An 18,022-nucleotide genomic window follows, 5' to 3' on the forward strand; every position below is an offset into this window, starting at 1 on the left:
ACCTTAACAAACGTTAAGATCTTTAATCATAAATTAAGCTTCTTGTTCTTCTTTTAACAATTTCTTATCGTAAACACGGATGAATGGGAAGTAAACAAGGAAGGCAGCAACTGCACAGACAAGAGCAACCACAACCGCACGGAGGTCTGCAGTTCCTAAGAAGGCTCCGATTCCAACTGGCGTTGGCCATGGAACTTGTGCAATAACAGGATTAATCAAATGTAATGCATTAACAAAGTAGTAAATAGTAGCTGTAACCATTGGCGCCAAGATAAATGGAATTGCTAATGCTGGATTATAGATAATTGGCAAACCAAAAATCAAAGGTTCATTAATGTTGAACAATGCTGGAACAACTGAGGCACGTCCAATCGCTTTTAGTTGCTCTGACTTAGCAGCAAAAGCAATGTATAGACAAAGGCCAAGAGTTGCACCTGATCCACCAGCGATAACAAACATGTTAGAAAATTCACCAGCTACAGCATAGTGTCCACCAGCAGCATTTTCTGCCATGTTAGCAAGTGCGATCGGGTTAACGAAAGCAAAGATAATGTTCGCGCCATGAATCCCCACAATCCAGAGAAGTTGAGTTAAAAGATAAATAATCATTAATCCAATCCATGAGTTAGTTAGGTTAGCAACAAACCCAAATGGAATAGCAATAACTTTAAAGATGTCAGTTCCCAGCGCTACGAGTGCACCATTAATAAAGATAACTACAAATGCAACGACGAATCCTGGAATCAAGGCTGTAAATCCACGTGAAACTCCTTCTGGAACAGCTTCAGGCATTTTAATAACCCAATTACGTTTTACACATGTACGATAAATAAGGACTGTCACAATAGCCATGATAATAGCTGTGAAAATACCAGTAGTACCAAAGCGAGTAACTCCATTACCCATTGCCCAACCGTCAACAACGACTGCACCTTCTTTTAGGCTACCTACAGCCTTCATCATTCCACCGTCAAAAATGATTTGTGGAACTGTCATAATGAAAGCCATGAGCGCAAGAAGAGCACCGTTAAGAGGATTCATATTTAGTTCTTCTTCTTCTGCATAGATTTTGGTTAACTCATAAGCAAGTGAGAGAACAAAGTAAAGTGAGAGAGAACCCATAGTAGCATAGTTAGCAACCATGTATAGAGAAGTAAACTTATCAAATGAAGCTGAGAAAATATCAGCTACAATTGGCCAGAATGAGAAGGCTTGTGGCAAAATACTAAATACCAAGAACATTGAGCCAACAATAGTAAATGGTACAGCTGCCATACCTGCTGCCGTGATTGCACGTACAACTTTAAACTGAGCAAGTTTCCCCATTGGTCCCATGACATGATTTTCAAGGAAACCAAATAATCCGTTTTGTTGATCCATAATCGGACCTCCTTAATAATAATTATAAATTTATTTCAATAGTTATCCTTTTTCAAGGTGCTATAAGGTCACAGAACTCTTTTCTAACTGGATAAAGCGTTGATAAGCCTTATCTTTACGTTCATATATTTCTTGAATTCTTTTAAGATTTAACAAGCATAGGCCAAAACCTAGTAAAAGAATAACGAAAACGAAGAAACGTGCAGCTTGATTATTTTCAAAAATTGGGAAAAGAGTTGTGAACAAACTCGTCCAAGTTAGAACAAGTAGTCCCATCTGAATAACTGCCTGTGAGCGAATAAACATCTGAGTCACCTTCAAACGTTCATCACGCTTGCCATACAATCGAAACTGCTCAACAGTAGCCAAAATCGCTAATACAATTAATGTAATAGGGAGAACAATAACAAAAGAAGGACGAATAAATTGATTCAAAAGCCAATAAATATTGCCAAAAAAGAAGAGTGCTATTGTATAACGTAGAAGAAGATAGCGATTAAAGAAAGTATTTTTTAATGCTGTCTCCCGACGTTGACGCTCGATTTCTAGTTGTTCTTTTTTTGTCATTGTCTTCCTCCTTGTTTAACTATATATGCTTAGCCAACCTTTCTATGAAGAACCAGCATTTCTTTTGCCACTTCCAATAGAGTCATTGTAGTCATTAAATGGTCTTGAGCATGCACCATAATAATTTCAATCTTGATTTCCACACCACTTGCATAGTCTTGCAAAAGTTTTGTTTGTGCATGGTGTGCTTCTAAAATTTCTTCATTTGAATGGTCTAACTTAGCTTCCGCTTCGTCAAAACGTCCTTCTCGCATATCAGCAAACGCTTCATGAATTTCTGTTCTAGCAGTGCCTGAATGAAGAATAATTTCAAAGGCTGCAACCTGTAGTTCTTCTTGATTCATATGAACCTCCTATGTTATTTTTTCAAAAATTGTAATAAAATCTTCAAAATCCTTGCAATTGATTAATTGCTTTTGTAAGTCATCATTTTCTGTTAAGGAAACTATTTTCTTCGTCACATCCTTCAACCCATCATTACCATATAATGATGGTGATAAAAGAAAAACAAGTTGAATATGTGAACTTTGATTATCCCAAGATATAGGTTCTTGACAGATAGCAACTGAGACTTTAACTTCTTTCCCCAATGGTCTAATGGGATGTGGAACTGCAACTCTTTGGGAAAAGACGACAGAACTTAAGTCCTCACGCTGTTTAATTTCGTAAAGTAAAGATTGTTTGAAATCATCTGATTCACCGACAGATAGACCTTCAGCCATTTCTTCCAATAGTCGTGTTTTATCGCATTTCGTCCATACAAAGAAGTTATCTTGACTAAAGTATTGTTTAAAATTATCGTCTTTAATCCGAGCTACTTCTGAACGATTTCCAATTCTCGAAACTTGCATCTGGTCCATAGCCTGACGGATCTGAGATATTTCTTCGGTTTTAAGAAAAACACTCACTGTAAAAACTGGTATCTGAAAGTAAAGGTTTGATAAATCAACAGCCGATACAATAAAATCAATACCGTCTATTTTTTCTTGGTTCAACTCATAGTAACCTATGACATCAACCACCTCTATACGATTCCCAAGCTCAGATTCAAGACGATTTTTAAGCATTTGAGCAGCTCCAAATCCTGTCGCACAAATCGCCAATACTGAAAATTTATGGTTTTCTTTTCGACGTTCGATAGCAGCCAAGAAATGAAGACAGACATAAACTATTTCATCGTCAGATATAGTAGCCTGTGAAAAAGCTTCCATATTTGCAAGAATTTCCTTGGTCATGAAGAATACATCACTATAATTCTGTTTAACCTCATCTACCAATGGATTACTAAGATTAATATGACTGGCTAAACGTACCTGTAAGGTCATCAAATGAGTTATAAGGCTCTCAATAAGCTGAAAATCCGAAGAAAAGTGATATATATCATCTAACCCTAAGGTTTTAAAGCTTTGGACCACCGAGTCTCTCAGTGCCTCTTTAGAAAACTCTGTTTGATTGTTTTGGGGTAACTGACTTTTAGCTAACAGATGTAGGGTAATATAATCAATCTCTTGAACTGGAAATTCCTGATTGGTTACACTACTGACTCTTGAAAGAATCCTCTTAGCAACCTGGCGTTCAATGTCATTGTCTACCATCTGACAGTCTAAGTTACTAATTTCAAAACCAGACTTGATACGACCTATTGCTAATGCTATATGAACAACTAAATTTTGTAAGACAAAATCCGATAACTTCAGATTAGCTTCCTGACATTCTTCTAAAACAATCTTTGCCAACTCCTCTAATGGAAGATTTTGGTCAAAAAAATTTGACTTCACATAAGTATGCAATGCTTTAAAAAACTGATTTTCCAAGAAATAACTCATAATAAAGCGACGTTTGTCACGTTCTTCACCAGAAACATAGACACCTTTATTCGCTCTACTCTCTATAGTTAAGCTATAGTCAGCTAGCATCTGGCGAATCTTTTTAAAATCATTAGATAAAGTTGATCGACTAACATATAGCTCCTCAACTAAATCATCAAAAAGAACCGGAACCTGTTCAAACAAGAGCTTATTTAAAATGAAGGCTAGACGATCATCACCTTGAGACATAGACGTTTTTGTACTATAATCGTTGCCTAATTCATAGATTAGACGAAAGGTTTGGCAAACTTCTTGACTTTCAAAAATTAGTCGATAGCCTTGTCCTTGTTTTGACACTAACCTAACACCTTGGAGATTTAAGGTTTGATCAATTGATTTCAAGTGATTACGTACAGTTCTATCCGAACAGGACAAGTATTCAGCAAGTTCCTTACTTGTAACATAACGTTCCCTGTGCTTTAACAAGAATTGAAGGATGCCTTTTTCTCTAGTATTTGACACTCTCATATCCTCCTAAAAATGATATTCTCACCTTCCATTATAGGATATTTTCACACCTTAAATTCTTTTTATTGAGCATAAGTCATATTATGAATCATTTATAATTTAGTTAATAGATAATATTAATCAAACCTTGTTATTAACATTATTTCTTTATCAAAGATTAGATGTTTTCTACAATTAAATTAGCCATTTTTTCAATTCCCATTGGAATTGGAATATAAGCTTGCGGTGGAATTTGAACAACTGGTTTTCCGACTTTAGCACCTGCTTCTTCAAACTGTTTAAAATACATTTTTGTTTGAGGACTTACAAGGTACAAATCAAACTCTGATGCTGCAATAGCTTTTCCGCCTTCAGTAGCACTAATAGCGTCAACCTCTATATCCTGACCTTTTCCCTTTAGAAACTCCGTTGTTTTCTTCGCCATGAGTGATGAAGACATTCCTGCCGCACAAATAATCAACGCTTTTGCCATAAGATTTTCTCCTTTAATCTAATCCCATCAAATTGATACCTGATTGGGTTATTTCTTATTTACACTTTAATTATAAAGTAAAGCGCTTACAATTACCATTGCTGATTTTTCCTCAACGATACGGAAAATAATTATTTGTACTTCAATTTATAAATCAAAATAATACCAGATAGCAAGAACGAAACACTATTAGCCAAAATCAAAGGTAAGTCACCAATATGAAGGCCATGGGCAAGCCACAAAGCAATACCAATAACCTGCATAACATACATCCCTAAGGCAATTGATTCAGTATCTTTTGTTTTTACCACACGCACAACTTGTGGTAAAAAGGCAAATGTTGTTAAAATTGCTGCAATGCTACCAATTATATTTATTCTCCTATGTTTACTAAAGAAGCTGGGAATACGCCCAGCTTCTTAATTTTATTCTACCGTTGCACCATTAGATGCAATAACTTCTTTATACCAATTAAATGATTTCTTCGGTGATCGTTCATAACTTCCCTGTCCATCATCATCTTTATCCACATAGATAAATCCGTAACGTTTCCTCATCTCACCGGTACCGGCTGAAACCAGGTCAATACAGCCCCAAGGTGTATAGCCCATTAAATCAACGCCATCTTCAACTACAGCTTTTTTCATTTCACGAATATGGGCACCTAGGTAATCAATTCGATAATCATCATGAACCATGCCATCTGCTTCAACTTGGTCTATGGCACCAAAACCATTTTCAACAATAAAAAGTGGTAGATGATAGTGATCAGTAAACCAGTTTAATGCATAACGTAAGCCCTCTGGGTCAATTTGCCACTCCCACTCAGATGCCTGAACATAATTATTTTTGACCAAATCTTCCGTTTCAAGATAATCGAAATGAGGATTATTCTCACGATGAGAATCGATAGCAAAAGACATATAGTAACTAAATCCAATATAGTCTACTGTTCCTCCAAGTAAATCCTCTTTATCTTGATCTGTAAAATCAACTGAAATTCCTTTACGTTCCCAATACTTGAGAATGTGTTCAGGATATTTACCAAAAACATGTACGTCAGTAAAGTAATAACGTTTTTGCATAGCCTTCATGGCCATTAAAATGTCTTTAGGATTACAAGTTGCAGGATAAATAGGACACATCGCAATCATACAACCAATTTGAAAGTCTGGATTGATTTCATGGCCAATTTTTACTGCTCGAGCAGAGGCTACTAACTCATAGTGTGCTGCTTGATACATAATAGCTTCTCGGTCGTCACCTTCCTCGTATACAATACCTGAGTTCGTAAATGGTGCAAAATCTTCCTGGTAATTGGCCTGATTGTTGATTTCATTGAAGGTCATCCAGTATTTAACTTTATCTTTATAACGTTTGAATACGACTTCTGCAAAGCGAACAAAGAAATCAATCAATTTGCGATTTTTCCACCCACCATATTCTGTAACCAAATGATAAGGCATCTCAAAATGGGATAAAGTAATTACAGGTTCAATTCCATGCTTCAAGCACTCATCAAAAAGATCATCATAAAACTGCAACCCTTCTTCATTGGGCTCTAATTCATCACCCTTTGGGAAAATACGTGTCCAAGCAATTGATGTTCGGAAGCACTTAAATCCCATTTCAGCAAAAAGCGCTATATCTCCTTTGTAACGATGGTAAAAATCTATGGCCTCATGATTTGGATAATATTTACCTTCCAAAACACCCGGTGTAATTTCACGGGCAACTCCATGGCGACCAGCTGTCATGACATCAGCAACACTGATACCCTTACCACCTTCTTGCCATCCACCTTCAAGTTGATGAGCAGCTACAGCACCACCCCACAAAAATCCATCTTTAAAAGTAGTCATCGTTTTTCCTCCTGACTTTGATACTTCTATTATAAACTTCACAAGCGACAATGAAAACGCATTCTTTTTCCATAATACTACGGAAAGTAACAGATTATTTTTTATTTGAAAACGTTTTATAAAAGGAGTATACTATGTCCCATAAGGAGGCAATATTATGAATTTCATACAGTTTTTAATTGCTTTTGCAGGACTTGTTGTTGGAGTTAGTGCTGTTGCTATGCTCTTCTGGTACTTAAGTAAGGCTTTAAAGAAAAACGTCATTGTACGTGACGATAACACCTTTACTATCGTTCATCTTAAGGAGCTAGATCAATACCCTGACTTACTTAAGAATACCGATTTTAAGAAAATGGGAGACTGGACAGCTCATGATAATGGACAGGAATTCCGAGGTACTTCTAATGTCTCTAAAGAAAAACTTCGCCAATGGATTATTGATAAATATCATTTAAAAGCTCATCAAGTTATTGTCACTGTTCCTGAAGAAATGAAGGTTGCTTCAGCTCTTCCTCATTTCTAAAGTCACTTAGTCTTTTTCAAAAACTCCTAACGAGTCGATTCGTAGGAGTTTTTGTATACCCTGCAAAGAAAAAACCAACCTTTCGGCTGGTTGTTTATCTATTACTCTTCTTTCAACTTAGCCAATTCTTGAGCAAGTAGCTTGAGGGCTACTTGTGGGTTGGCTTGGCCTTTGGTTGCTTTCATGAGGAAGCCGGTGAAGGCCTTGTCAGCGTTACGTTTACCTGACTTGAAGTCGGCTACGGCTGCTTCATTGTCTGCAAAGACTTGGTGGATGATTGGGATCAAGACTTCAGGATCTGAAATCTGTACCAAACCAGCTTTTTCAACGTATTCACGCGCACCGCCACCGTTTTTCGCCAAGTGAACGAAGACTTTCTTGGCAATCTTAGATGAAATGGTTCCATCTTCGATGATGGCAATCATTTCGACCAAGTTTTCTGGTGTCAACTTGATTTCTTCAAGCGTTTTGCCTTCTGCGTTCAAGAATTGCGCGACTTCACCTTGGAGCCAGTTAGACACTTGTTTGGCATCTCCACCAAGGGCTACAGCTGCTTCAAAGAAGTCAGAAGTAACTTTCGTCGCTGTCAATTGGTTGGCATCATAGTCAGACAAACCAAGCTCTGCCACGTAGCGAGCACGACGGTCTTTTGGAAACTCTGGCAACTCAGTACGCATTTCCTCAATCCACTCATCTGAGATCTCAAACAATGGAAGGTCTGGTTCTGGGAAGTAACGGTAATCCGCTGCTCCTTCTTTGACACGCATAAGGATAGTACTCTTGTTGGCTTCATCGTAACGGCGTGTTTCTTGACGAATGACACCACCTGAACGCAAGATTTTCGCTTGGCGTTGCACTTCGTATTCAAGACCTTTACGGACGTTTGAGAAAGAGTTCAAGTTTTTCAACTCAGTCTTGGTACCAAATTCCTCTTGACCATATGGGCGAAGGGAAATGTTGGCATCTACACGCATAGATCCTTCTTCCATCTTGACGTCTGAAATACCTGTGTACTGGATGACTTCTTTCAAAGCTGTCAAATAAGCGTAGGCTTCTTCTGGAGAACGCATGTCCGCTTCAGATACGATTTCAATCAATGGAACCCCTTGACGGTTAAGGTCTACGTAAGAGAATCCATCTGTTCCGTGCGTGTTCTTACCGGCATCTTCTTCCAAGTGGGCACGTTCAATCCCGATTTTCTTAGTTGAGCCGTCTTCCAATTGCACTTCAATCCAACCGTTGTAACCGATTGGCTCGTCAAATTGCGAAATTTGGTAGGCCTTTGGATTATCAGGGTAGAAATAGTTCTTACGGTCAAAGTGCATGTGCTGATGGATATCCATATTCAGCGCCAAAGCAGCCTTGATACCAGCATCTACAACACCCTTGTTCAAGACAGGAAGCACCCCTGGGAAAGACCAGTCAATCACATTGGTATTGGCATTTTGCTCGTTCCCAAAGTGGGCAGAGGTTGGTGAGAAAATTTTTGAGTTTGTATTCAATTCAACGTGGACTTCAAGTCCGATGACTGTTTCAAAATTCATTAATTGTCACCTCCGAAAATAAGGGGTTGTTGCTTGTGGTAATCCGTCGTTGCTTCAAAGGCAGCTGCAGCTTGGTAGATTGTTTCTTCAGAATACTTAGGACCAATCAACTGCAAACCAACTGGAAGACCTTGCGCAAAACCTGCAGGAATCGAAATCCCTGGAAGACCTGCCAAGTTGACTGGAATGGTCAAGAGGTCAGCCAGGTACATGGCAACCGGATCATGGTTGAGCGAATCCAAATCAAAGGCCACGCTTGGAGCTGTTGGACCAAGGATAAGGTCGTAATCCGCAAAGACTTTTTCGAAGTCTTGGATAATGAGGGTACGGACTTGACCAGCTTTCTTGTAGTAAGCATCGTAGTAACCAGATGACAAACTAAAGGTACCAAGCATGATACGGCGTTTGACCTCATCGCCAAAGCCTTGGCTACGAGTGTTCACGTAGATATCATCCAAGTTTTTAGCATCTTCCGCACGGAAACCATAGCGAATACCGTCGAAACGCTGCAAGTTTGAAGAAGCTTCAGATGAAGCGATGATGTAGTAAACGGCAACCCCGTATTTAGAGTGAGGCAAGCTGACTTCTTCGACAGTTGCTCCCAATTTTTCAAAGTGTTTGGCCGCATTAAGGATGGTTTCTTTGACTTCTGGGTCGATCCCTTCACCGAGGTATTCCTTAGGAAGGGCAATCTTCATCCCTTTAATGTCTTGACCAATCTTAGAAGTAAAGTCTGCTACACGAACAGGTGCAGAAGTTGAGTCCTTGGCATCTTCGCTGGCAATGACATTGAGCAATTGGGCATTTTCCTTAACCGTTGGTGAGAAAGTACCAATTTGGTCAAGTGAGCTACCAAAAGCAATGAGACCAAAGCGTGAAACTGTTCCATAAGTAGGTTTGAGACCAACAATCCCGTTAAAAGCAGCCGGTTGACGGATGGAACCACCTGTATCTGAACCAAGAGACAAACGGACTTGACCTGAAGCTACAGCTGCAGCAGAACCACTTGAAGATCCACCAGGCACCTTGCTGTGGTCCCAAGCGTTTTTAGTCGCGCCATAGTAAGATGTTTCACCAGATCCACCCATGGCAAATTCATCCATGTTGGTCTTCCCGATGACAATCATATCTTTGGCTTTGGCATTGGCAACAGCTGTCGCATCAAAGATTGGCTCGTAGTTATAGAGCATTTTTGATGCCACAGTGGTCAAGATGCCATCTGTTGAGATATTGTCTTTGACTGCGAGTGGAATACCTGACAAGAGGTTGTCTGCATCGATTCCTTTTTCATCAATGGCCTTAGCTTGTGCAAGGGCAGCTTCTTCAGCCACCGTTACAAAGGCATTGACTGCTTCTTCACGCGCCTTGATATCATCAAGCGTCGCTTGTGTCAATTCCGTTGCCGAGATTTCCTTAGAGACAAGGAGGTCGTGCAACTCTTCAATGGTTTTATTGTTGAATGACATTAGGCATCTCCTCCATCTTCTAGGATAGCTGGTACCTTGATGTAGTAGTTATCTTTTTCAGGTACATTTTTAAACAAGCGGTCACGGTCAGTCCCTTTTTCAGCAACATCCGGACGCAATACGGTCTTGCGATCAGCCATGGTCGTTGTTGGGGCAACACCTGTTGTGTCCACTTCTTCCAACAATTCCACCATGTCGACAATTTTAGACAAGGTTGTCGCAAACTCAGCAGTCTCTTCTGGGGAGAATTTCAATTTTGAAAGATTGGCAACGTGGGTTACCTCTTCTTGCGTAATTTTCATCTTGCTTCCTTTCGTGAAATGATGATTTTTCAATACGTTCTATTTTACCATAATTAGGCCTATTTTGCTTGGAGGATAGTCAAAACCACCCGTGAGAACGGGTGGCTTGCTCTTCGGCTGAAAGCCTCTGCTACCGGCCGAGGCCTAAAGGCCTACCGAATGGTTTCCCTTCAGCACCACCTTTGCTAGCTAACCCGTCTAGCGGGTCTCTTTAAGATTACTTTCTCTTATTCTTCTCACCTGTAAACGGATCATACTCCTCAAATAGACTTAGCTGATCTGCTATCACGTCTTCTTGTAATTGATTACGAATATATTCTTCAATTCGCTTCTGATTTCGTCCAACCGTATCAACATAAAACCCTCGACACCAAAATTTGCGATTCCCATATTTATACTTTAAATTAGCGTGTCGATCAAATATCATTAAGCTACTTTTGCCCTTTAAATATCCCATAAATGAGGAAATACTTAGTTTCGGTGGTATACTCACCAACATGTGAATATGATCTGGGCAAGCTTCTGCTTCATGAATTTCAACACCTTTTCTTTCGCATAATAATCGTAAGATTTGACCAATACTTGCTTTGTATTTCCCATAAATTATCTGACGTCGATATTTGGGTGCGAACACAATATGATACTTACAATTCCATGTAGTATGTGCTAAACTATTATTATCCTGTCTCATCAGGGGTCCTCCTTTTGTATATTAGTTAGTGGTCGGGAAACCTTATCTAATATAACACTTTAGGGGGACTTTTTTGATACATCGCTAAAAGCTTTTCGGAACCACTAGCACAGCTAGTGGTTTTCGTAAAACAAAAAAAACTGTAGTAACTTTTTTGTCACTACAGTTTACAGAGATAGAGCTTTTTCAAAACACTTATCGTATGGCTATCAAGAGCTTTCTCCAATCCTCTAGGATTTCTGGTTTCAAATACTATTTTGCCAGGTTATATGAGGCTTGGTGCATAGACTCAAGATCACTTTCTAAGGCAAATACAATCTTGTCAGCCATCTGAGAAACGAGTAGGTCCTCATCCAAAGTCTCGCTATAAGGGACCAGATAGCCATTCTCACCATCTTTGATGAAAGTTGGATTGCCATAACGAGCATCAAAACCAACCAAGGCTAGACCTGCTCCCACCGCTTCCATCAGAGTCAAGCCAAAGGTCTCCCACTGAGAGGTGGTGACATAAAGTTCATACTGTGGGTAAACTTCACGCAAATCCGCATGACCCCGAAGTTGGATGAAGTCACCTGCCCCAAGAGTATCAATCAGATCTTGTAGATTCTCTTGCTCGCCACCTTTACCGTAGATGTCATTAGTCGAGAACTCACACCCTATTCTACAGAGGCACCGTTACTTGCGATAACTTCTTTGTACCAGTTAAATGATTTCTTCTTAGAGCGTTTAAGACTACCATTACCATCGTTATCTCGGTCCACATAGATGAAGCCATAACGTTTCTTCATTTCACCAGTTCCAGCAGAAACAAGGTCGATACAGCCCCAGGTTGTGTAGCCCCAAAGCTCTACACCATCTTCATTAATAGCATCACGCATAGCCTTGATGTGGGCTGCCAAGTAGTCGATACGGTAATCGTCTTCAACATAACCATTTTCATCTGGCGTATCCACAGCACCAAGCCCATTTTCAACGATAAACATCGGTTTTTGGTAACGATCCCAAATAGCATTGAGCGTAATACGAAGGCCTAGTGGGTCAATTTGCCAGCCCCACTCTGAAGCTTCCAAATAGGGATTTTTAATAGAGGCAAAGATATTTCCAGCAGTCTTTTCATTAACTTCTGGATCACCTGAAGCCACACGACTTGCATAGTAAGAGAAGGAAATAAAATCAACAGTATGCTCTTTAAGAAGGGCCAAATCTTCTTCCGTCATCTCAAGCTCAATGCCATCACGTTCCCACTGTTTCTTAGCATAATTTGGATACTCTCCACGAGCTTGAACATCAGTAAAGAAATAGCTACTACGGTCTTCTTGCATAGCTGCCCAGTAGTCACGTGGATGGGCTGTATTTGGATAATATTGACCTGCTGCCAACATACAACCGACCTTATTTTCAGGGTCAATCTCATGAGCCAATTTCGTCACCATAGCTGAGGCTACCAACTCATGGTGAGCAGCCTGATATTTAACCTGCTCCTCATTCTCACCCTCTTCAAAGCAGAGTCCTGCTCCCATAAATGGGGCATGGAGAATCATGTTGATTTCATTGAAAGTGAGCCAGTACTTAACCAAACCTTTAAAGCGTGTGAAAAGGGTACGGCAAAGATTTTCATAGAAGCCAAGCATCTTACGATTACGCCATCCTCCATACTCGGTAATCAAGTGCATTGGACAATCAAAGTGTGTGATCGTCACCAAAGGTTCAATACCATGCTTGTGACATTCCTTGAAGAGGTCCTCGTAAAAGGCAAGCCCAGCTTCATTTGGCTCAGCCTCATCACCCTTAGGAAAAATACGTGACCAAGCAATAGAAAGACGATAGGTCTTAAAGCCCATTTCACCAAAGAGAGCAATATCTTCCTTGTAACGGTGGTACATATCGATACTTTCCTTGGCCGGATAAAAATAACCATCCTCAAAATCAAACATCTTGCGACGTCCAGTGATAATGGAAAGGCGATCCTCACCAATTGGTACCACGTCAACATTGGCTAAACCACGCCCATCAGCATCATAGGCACCTTCACATTGGTTGGCTGCTGTCGCTCCACCCCACAAAAATCCATCAGGAAAAGTTAATTTTTTAGTCATTATTCTACCTCCTATATATTTCGACTTAATATGGTAATAGTATACAATAGCCTGTAATCGTTTTCTTATAGTAAACTACGAAAAACTGATACTATCCTATGATTTTAGACAAAAAATTGAGAGTAGGACAGATTCCCACTCTCAATCCTCTCTCCATTATGACAATGATAAAAAAAGAGTAAGAACTAACTCTTACTCCACAATTGTTGCTCCAAGAACATTTTTAAAATGTCCAATAGCAAAGTCATGAGCTTCAGGTGTCAAGGAGGCTGTTGCACTCTCTACCACCTCGATATCATAGCCCAAATTATAAGCATCAATGGCCGTATGTAACACACAAATATCTGTTAAAACTCCCGTCAAAACAACTGTCGTCACACGACGCTCACGTAAACGAATATCTAAATCCGTTCCGGAAAAGGCTGAATAGTGTCGCTTGTCCATCCAAAAGACACGATGGTCGTCCTTGATGGCATCATATACACTAGCTAACTTACCATAAAGTTCTCGCCCAGATGTCCCTGCAATATTGTGAGGTGGAAAGAGTTTAGTCTCAGGATGGAAGGTATCTCCTTCATCATGTCGATCCATGGCAACAAAGATATAATCCCCATTGTCATAGGCTTCTTGAGTTACCTGAGCAATACGATCTTCAATGGCTTGGGCAGGCTTACCAGCCGTCAACTTCCCATCATCTGCCACAAAATCATAAGAGTAATCAATTGATATCAATGCCTTTGTCATGCTACTATCTCCTTTTAAAAAAAGTGGGGCAGGTCCTCCTACCTCACTCTCTTTCAGTATTCTTCTTATTCGTATTCTTTCAGTTTGTCGTAGATACCTTCGTTAAGGACTTTAAGATAAGTCCCTTTCATACCGAGTGAACGGCTCTCAATAATACCAGCTGATTCCAACTTACGAAGGGCATTAACGATAACTGAACGCGTAATTCCGATACGGTCAGCGATAACAGACGCTGTCAAGCGGCCTTCCAAACCGTCCAATTCATTCAAGATAGCTGAAACCGCCTTGATTTCTGAGTAAGACAAGGTATTAATAGCCATGTTAATAGCTGTTTGTTTACGAATCGTTTCTTCCAAATTCTCTGTTTGAAGGTTCAACAATTGCAAACCAACTACCGTAGAGGCAATCTCAACCAAGATAAGATCTTCATCCACAAAATCATGGTCGTTACGCCAAATGATGAAAGAACCAAGACGCATACCACCACCATAGATTGGGGCAATTGTAGTCAAACCATCTGGGAAGTCATCTTTTGACTCCACTGGGAAAATGGTCAAGTCACTGTCAATACCAATGTTTTCTTGAGTATCATAAACACGGCTGATACCACGTGTGTATTCTTCTGGAAGTTGTTTAGCTTCAAAAAACTCTTCCACACGATCATTGTTGGTTTTGTACTTCATGGCAAAACCAAGGAGAGCACCACCACCATTAACGATAGCAGCGTTACAATCAATGATATCCGCCAATTGAGCAGCCATGTTGTTGTATGGAAGATCTCCTTCCAAGCTGTCTACTGAGCGTTGCAAGATAGATGTAATTTTACGTGTTTTAGCCAGCAAATTTGCCATATTTATTGTCTTCACTTTCTATTGTAGTCATAATAATATCAAGCCTTGTACTAATCTTCTGCGTCAAGACTCACTAGCCCTATCATTATAGCACACTTAACCCAGAAATTGCAAACAATTGTCTGAAAATTATTTATTATTCTACTATTCATTATATTAAGTATATTATGGCATTTTTAGGAAGAATGTTCAGATTTTGCTCAAATATATCCCCCTTTTAGAAACAATAAAAACCGGACAAGCCTTATTGTCCAGTTTTTTAAGGAATTAGCGCTTGTAATATGACAAGACTCGTTCGATTTTATTACCGAGATCAGCCAACTCTTCCACTCGAGGAAGATAGACAATACGGAAGTGATCTGGTTCATTCCAGTTAAAGCCTTTACCTGGAACTAGGAGAACCTTCTCCTTCTTCAAGAGACGAAGACAGAATTCTTCATCATCTTCAATATCATACATGTTACGGTCAATCCTAGGGAAGATGTAAAGCCCTGCATCTGGCTTAACAGCTGATAGCCCTGGAATAGCGTTTACGGTATTCGTGATAAACTCACGTTGTTCATAGATACGCCCTCCAGGAATCAAGAGCTCATCAACGGATTGGTAGCCACCAAGTGAAGTCTGAATAACGTGTTGAGAGAGCACGTTGGCACAGAGACGCATGTTAGCCAACATATTAAGCCCTTCAATATAGCCTTTGACATTCTTTTTAGGTCCAGAGAGAACCATCCAACCCACACGGAAACCACAGATGCGGTGAGACTTAGAAAGACCATTCATAGACACGCAGAAGACATCTGGTGCAAGACTAGCGATTGCAGTATGTTTCTTACCATCCATAACCAAGCGGTCATAAATCTCATCCGCAAAGATAATCAAATCATTTTGTCGAGCAATATCCACAATCTGTTCAAGAACATCCTTAGGATAGAGCGAACCTGTAGGATTATTGGGATTGATGACTACAATTGCCTTAGTATTTGATGTAATCTTTGATTTGATATCATCAATATCTGGATACCAGTTAGATTTTTCATCACATACATAGTGTACGGCATTACCGCCTGCTAGACTGACACAGGCTGTCCAAAGAGGATAATCTGGCATTGGGACCAAGACCTCATCTCCATCATCAAGCAAGGCCTGCATAGATATGGAAATCATCTCTGAAACACCATTACCAATATAAATATCATCAATATCTACATTTGGGAATCCCTTTAACTGGCAATACTGCATAATCGCCTTACGAGCTGAGAAAATCCCTTTACTATCCGAATACCCTTCACTGTTACGAACATTCATAATTAAATCACGAATGACTTCATCCGGTGCTGTAAAGCCAAATTCCGCAGGATTTCCCGTATTAAGACGAAGAATCTTTTCACCGTTAGCAATCATACGGTTGGCTTCATCCAAAACTGGTCCACGAATATCATAGGCAACGTGTTCCAACTTTGATGATTTATCAAATGTTTTCATAAGTTAATCCTTTCAAAAGATACTAAAAGCAGATACATCTAGCAGAAAATAAGAAAATTCAACACCTGATGGGGATTTCCACTTTTATTGACACCAACTTTATTTAGGCTCAGCCATTTGGTATCATTTCTGAAGACTTGTCTTCCTATTGTTTAATTATCATATTTCTTACGAAGCTAATAACAGATTGTATTATACCTCTTTTTCATGCAATCTTCAATTTTTAGATAATACTGAAATCTTCACATTACTACGGACATCCTAAAGTAAGCAGTCAAAAAAAGATTTCAGAAAATCCATAACAACGCTTTCATTTTTTTGATTAAAGGAGTATAATAAAGCTAAAGATAGGAGGTAGAGCTTATGTCTCAACAATATGAACGTATTATGGTAGCTATCGACGGTTCTTACGAATCAGAACTGGCCTTTATTAAAGGTGTGCACGTTGCAAAACGTAATAATGCTCAGTTACTATTGGTACACGTTATCGATACACGCGCCCTTCAAAGCGTTGCGACTTTCGACTCTTATATCTATGAAAAACTAGAAGACGAAGCTAAAGCTGTTTTGGCTGACTTTGAACGCCAAGCCAGAGAAGCTGGTTTAACCAAGATTCGCAAAGTTATTGAGTTCGGTAATCCTAAGAGCCTCTTGGCTGTTGATATCCCTGATAAGGAAAATGTTGACCTTATTATGGTTGGTGCCACTGGTCTCAATACTTTTGAACGCTTGCTTATTGGTTCATCTTCTGAATACATTCTCCGTCACGCAAAAGTTGACTTGCTCATTGTTCGTGACTCTGAAAAAACACTTTAGTCACCTCTCACAAGCACCTCTGGTGCTTTTTTCATATGAAAAAGAACCGAGATTTTAACTCTCAGTTCTTTTTTTGTTCTATTTTTCAGACTTTGCTGATTCAGACATCACTTCTGACTCTGAAGTTGACTGGCTTTCTTCGACCAAGTCTTCACTAGCAGATTGACTTGAGGCACCTGCTTGCTCCAAAGCAAGGCTAGTTGAAAGGCTCTCACGCTCTGCTTCCTGACTAAGGCTAGCTTCAACAATCATGAGTTCCTTTTGACGTTCTGTTTCACGAAGGTATTCACGTTCTTCTAGCTCTTCCTGACGACGTCTTTCCTGCTCAAGTCTTTGAGCTTTTTGACGCTCACGCTTAGCATGACGTTTTTGCGTCTCATCAATCAAGACCTTAGTGTTATCTTTAATATGCATCCACTTAATAAGACGAACCAAGAGTCTCCATAGGAAAACAATAATCGATTCTGCGAAAAGAAGAATCTCAACCAGAATAACACCTAGCAAGCTCCAAGCCATGAAGAGTGTAATCAATAATTGCGTGAAAATCTTCTTCAAGTCACCCAAATGATTGTTGTGAATATTAAGAGTCTCAAGGAAAAGATCTAAAATTCCTTGCAAGAGGTGTGATTTAACAGATTTGTCTCCCTCTAAGCTCAAGTCCGTTTGAACTTCTGCTGGAGTAACAACGGTCAAGTCCCCATCTTGGTAGACATCAATACGGTCTCCTAATTTTATATCAAAATCAAAAAGCTTGCGATCTATTTTCTTAAGTCGCCCGTCAGGATGACTGAGATAAACAAAGTCATCATCAAATTTTAAAATACGAAACATAATTTACCTGCTCTTTATTGCTCCTTAAATAATAGCAAAGTTAAAAAGCCCTTGTCAAG

General features: G+C 39.6%; 18 protein-coding genes and 1 pseudogene. 2 read left to right on the plus strand and 17 right to left on the minus strand.

Features of this window, described 5'->3' with window-relative positions:
* Positions 1-33: 33 nt before the first annotated feature.
* The 7 genes from celB to BSR19_RS08490 form a co-directional block, all read right to left on the minus strand.
* Complete coding sequence (gene celB / locus BSR19_RS08460) at positions 34-1,380, minus strand: PTS cellobiose transporter subunit IIC (protein ID WP_037599149.1); 1,347 nt, start codon at positions 1,378-1,380, stop codon at positions 34-36.
* Positions 1,381-1,440: 60 nt separating this feature from the next.
* Positions 1,441-1,947 carry a hypothetical protein gene (locus tag BSR19_RS08465; protein ID WP_004183299.1) on the minus strand — a complete coding sequence of 169 codons (507 nt, stop codon included), beginning with the start codon at positions 1,945-1,947 and terminating at the stop codon, positions 1,441-1,443.
* A 29-nt stretch (positions 1,948-1,976) separates the two neighbouring features.
* On the minus strand, positions 1,977-2,291 hold the full coding sequence (locus tag BSR19_RS08470; protein ID WP_003096270.1) for a PTS cellobiose transporter subunit IIA: 315 nt from the start codon (positions 2,289-2,291) through the stop codon (positions 1,977-1,979).
* 9 nt (positions 2,292-2,300) lie between these two features.
* A complete protein-coding gene (locus tag BSR19_RS08475) occupies positions 2,301-4,283 on the minus strand; it encodes a BglG family transcription antiterminator (protein WP_155123762.1) in 1,983 nt (660 codons plus the stop codon).
* Between the two features lie 157 nt (positions 4,284-4,440).
* Positions 4,441-4,755, minus strand: a complete 315-nt coding sequence (locus BSR19_RS08480) for a PTS cellobiose transporter subunit IIB (protein WP_003096262.1) — start codon at positions 4,753-4,755, stop codon at positions 4,441-4,443.
* A 131-nt stretch (positions 4,756-4,886) separates the two neighbouring features.
* Positions 4,887-5,126, minus strand: a complete 240-nt coding sequence (locus BSR19_RS08485; RefSeq protein WP_004183305.1) for a SemiSWEET transporter — start codon at positions 5,124-5,126, stop codon at positions 4,887-4,889.
* Positions 5,127-5,180: 54 nt separating this feature from the next.
* On the minus strand, positions 5,181-6,617 hold the full coding sequence (locus tag BSR19_RS08490) for a 6-phospho-beta-glucosidase (RefSeq protein ID WP_037599147.1): 1,437 nt from the start codon (positions 6,615-6,617) through the stop codon (positions 5,181-5,183).
* Between the two features lie 157 nt (positions 6,618-6,774).
* Between BSR19_RS08490 and BSR19_RS08495 the strand changes: the two genes are divergently transcribed.
* Positions 6,775-7,140: a hypothetical protein gene (locus BSR19_RS08495; protein WP_037599146.1), complete on the plus strand. Its 366-nt coding sequence runs from the start codon at positions 6,775-6,777 to the stop codon at positions 7,138-7,140.
* A gap of 101 nt (positions 7,141-7,241) precedes the next feature.
* Here the strand turns inward: BSR19_RS08495 and gatB are convergent, their stop codons facing one another.
* The 9 genes and pseudogenes from gatB to BSR19_RS08540 form a co-directional block, all read right to left on the minus strand.
* Complete coding sequence (gene gatB / locus BSR19_RS08500) at positions 7,242-8,684, minus strand: Asp-tRNA(Asn)/Glu-tRNA(Gln) amidotransferase subunit GatB (RefSeq protein WP_003018306.1); 1,443 nt, start codon at positions 8,682-8,684, stop codon at positions 7,242-7,244.
* On the minus strand, positions 8,684-10,150 hold the full coding sequence (gene gatA, locus BSR19_RS08505) for an Asp-tRNA(Asn)/Glu-tRNA(Gln) amidotransferase subunit GatA (protein ID WP_060972571.1): 1,467 nt from the start codon (positions 10,148-10,150) through the stop codon (positions 8,684-8,686). Before gatA ends, gatB begins: the two co-directional genes overlap by 1 nt.
* The gene (gene gatC / locus BSR19_RS08510) at positions 10,150-10,452 is read right to left on the minus strand and encodes an Asp-tRNA(Asn)/Glu-tRNA(Gln) amidotransferase subunit GatC (RefSeq protein WP_002884769.1); all 303 of its coding nucleotides are present in this window, start codon (positions 10,450-10,452) and stop codon (positions 10,150-10,152) included. The genes gatA and gatC overlap by 1 nt, the downstream gene beginning before the upstream one ends.
* Positions 10,453-10,669: 217 nt before the next feature.
* Entirely contained in the window at positions 10,670-11,143 is a 474-nt protein-coding gene (gene tnpA, locus BSR19_RS08515) for an IS200/IS605 family transposase (protein ID WP_002891962.1), read from the minus strand.
* A gap of 252 nt (positions 11,144-11,395) precedes the next feature.
* Positions 11,396-11,779: pseudogene (locus BSR19_RS08520) on the minus strand (glycosyltransferase); the annotation flags it as partial.
* 20 nt (positions 11,780-11,799) lie between these two features.
* A complete protein-coding gene (locus tag BSR19_RS08525; protein ID WP_060972570.1) occupies positions 11,800-13,239 on the minus strand; it encodes a 6-phospho-beta-glucosidase in 1,440 nt (479 codons plus the stop codon).
* A gap of 192 nt (positions 13,240-13,431) precedes the next feature.
* On the minus strand, positions 13,432-13,983 hold the full coding sequence (locus BSR19_RS08530; protein WP_014634960.1) for a cysteine hydrolase family protein: 552 nt from the start codon (positions 13,981-13,983) through the stop codon (positions 13,432-13,434).
* A gap of 65 nt (positions 13,984-14,048) precedes the next feature.
* Complete coding sequence (gene codY / locus BSR19_RS08535; protein ID WP_002884784.1) at positions 14,049-14,834, minus strand: GTP-sensing pleiotropic transcriptional regulator CodY; 786 nt, start codon at positions 14,832-14,834, stop codon at positions 14,049-14,051.
* Positions 14,835-15,101: 267 nt separating this feature from the next.
* The gene (locus BSR19_RS08540; RefSeq protein WP_004183315.1) at positions 15,102-16,316 is read right to left on the minus strand and encodes a pyridoxal phosphate-dependent aminotransferase; all 1,215 of its coding nucleotides are present in this window, start codon (positions 16,314-16,316) and stop codon (positions 15,102-15,104) included.
* Positions 16,317-16,679: 363 nt separating this feature from the next.
* On the opposite strand from BSR19_RS08540, the gene BSR19_RS08545 reads away from it, so the two are divergent.
* Positions 16,680-17,132 carry a universal stress protein gene (locus BSR19_RS08545; protein WP_002891687.1) on the plus strand — a complete coding sequence of 151 codons (453 nt, stop codon included), beginning with the start codon at positions 16,680-16,682 and terminating at the stop codon, positions 17,130-17,132.
* Between the two features lie 78 nt (positions 17,133-17,210).
* Here the strand turns inward: BSR19_RS08545 and BSR19_RS08550 are convergent, their stop codons facing one another.
* Entirely contained in the window at positions 17,211-17,963 is a 753-nt protein-coding gene (locus BSR19_RS08550) for a hypothetical protein (RefSeq protein ID WP_002891688.1), read from the minus strand.
* Positions 17,964-18,022: the final 59 nt, after the last annotated feature.

Origin of the sequence: Streptococcus salivarius, assembly GCF_009738225.1 — a bacterium.
In the GTDB taxonomy this organism is placed as follows: Bacteria; Bacillota; Bacilli; order Lactobacillales; family Streptococcaceae; genus Streptococcus.

What these genes read in the sequence shown, in the direction of transcription:
- celB (WP_037599149.1), bottom strand. Translation starts at nt 1,380, where the DNA reads ATGGATCAACAAAACGGATTATTTGGTTTCCTTGAAAATCATGTCATG.
- BSR19_RS08465 (WP_004183299.1), bottom strand. Translation starts at nt 1,947, where the DNA reads ATGACAAAAAAAGAACAACTAGAAATCGAGCGTCAACGTCGGGAGACA.
- BSR19_RS08470 (WP_003096270.1), bottom strand. Translation starts at nt 2,291, where the DNA reads ATGAATCAAGAAGAACTACAGGTTGCAGCCTTTGAAATTATTCTTCAT.
- BSR19_RS08475 (WP_155123762.1), bottom strand. Translation starts at nt 4,283, where the DNA reads ATGAGAGTGTCAAATACTAGAGAAAAAGGCATCCTTCAATTCTTGTTA.
- BSR19_RS08480 (WP_003096262.1), bottom strand. Translation starts at nt 4,755, where the DNA reads ATGGCAAAAGCGTTGATTATTTGTGCGGCAGGAATGTCTTCATCACTC.
- BSR19_RS08490 (WP_037599147.1), bottom strand. Translation starts at nt 6,617, where the DNA reads ATGACTACTTTTAAAGATGGATTTTTGTGGGGTGGTGCTGTAGCTGCT.
- BSR19_RS08495 (WP_037599146.1), top strand. Translation starts at nt 6,775, where the DNA reads ATGAATTTCATACAGTTTTTAATTGCTTTTGCAGGACTTGTTGTTGGA.
- gatB (WP_003018306.1), bottom strand. Translation starts at nt 8,684, where the DNA reads ATGAATTTTGAAACAGTCATCGGACTTGAAGTCCACGTTGAATTGAAT.
- gatA (WP_060972571.1), bottom strand. Translation starts at nt 10,150, where the DNA reads ATGTCATTCAACAATAAAACCATTGAAGAGTTGCACGACCTCCTTGTC.
- gatC (WP_002884769.1), bottom strand. Translation starts at nt 10,452, where the DNA reads ATGAAAATTACGCAAGAAGAGGTAACCCACGTTGCCAATCTTTCAAAA.
- tnpA (WP_002891962.1), bottom strand. Translation starts at nt 11,143, where the DNA reads ATGAGACAGGATAATAATAGTTTAGCACATACTACATGGAATTGTAAG.
- BSR19_RS08525 (WP_060972570.1), bottom strand. Translation starts at nt 13,239, where the DNA reads ATGACTAAAAAATTAACTTTTCCTGATGGATTTTTGTGGGGTGGAGCG.
- BSR19_RS08530 (WP_014634960.1), bottom strand. Translation starts at nt 13,983, where the DNA reads ATGACAAAGGCATTGATATCAATTGATTACTCTTATGATTTTGTGGCA.
- codY (WP_002884784.1), bottom strand. Translation starts at nt 14,834, where the DNA reads ATGGCAAATTTGCTGGCTAAAACACGTAAAATTACATCTATCTTGCAA.
- BSR19_RS08540 (WP_004183315.1), bottom strand. Translation starts at nt 16,316, where the DNA reads ATGAAAACATTTGATAAATCATCAAAGTTGGAACACGTTGCCTATGAT.
- BSR19_RS08545 (WP_002891687.1), top strand. Translation starts at nt 16,680, where the DNA reads ATGTCTCAACAATATGAACGTATTATGGTAGCTATCGACGGTTCTTAC.
- BSR19_RS08550 (WP_002891688.1), bottom strand. Translation starts at nt 17,963, where the DNA reads ATGTTTCGTATTTTAAAATTTGATGATGACTTTGTTTATCTCAGTCAT.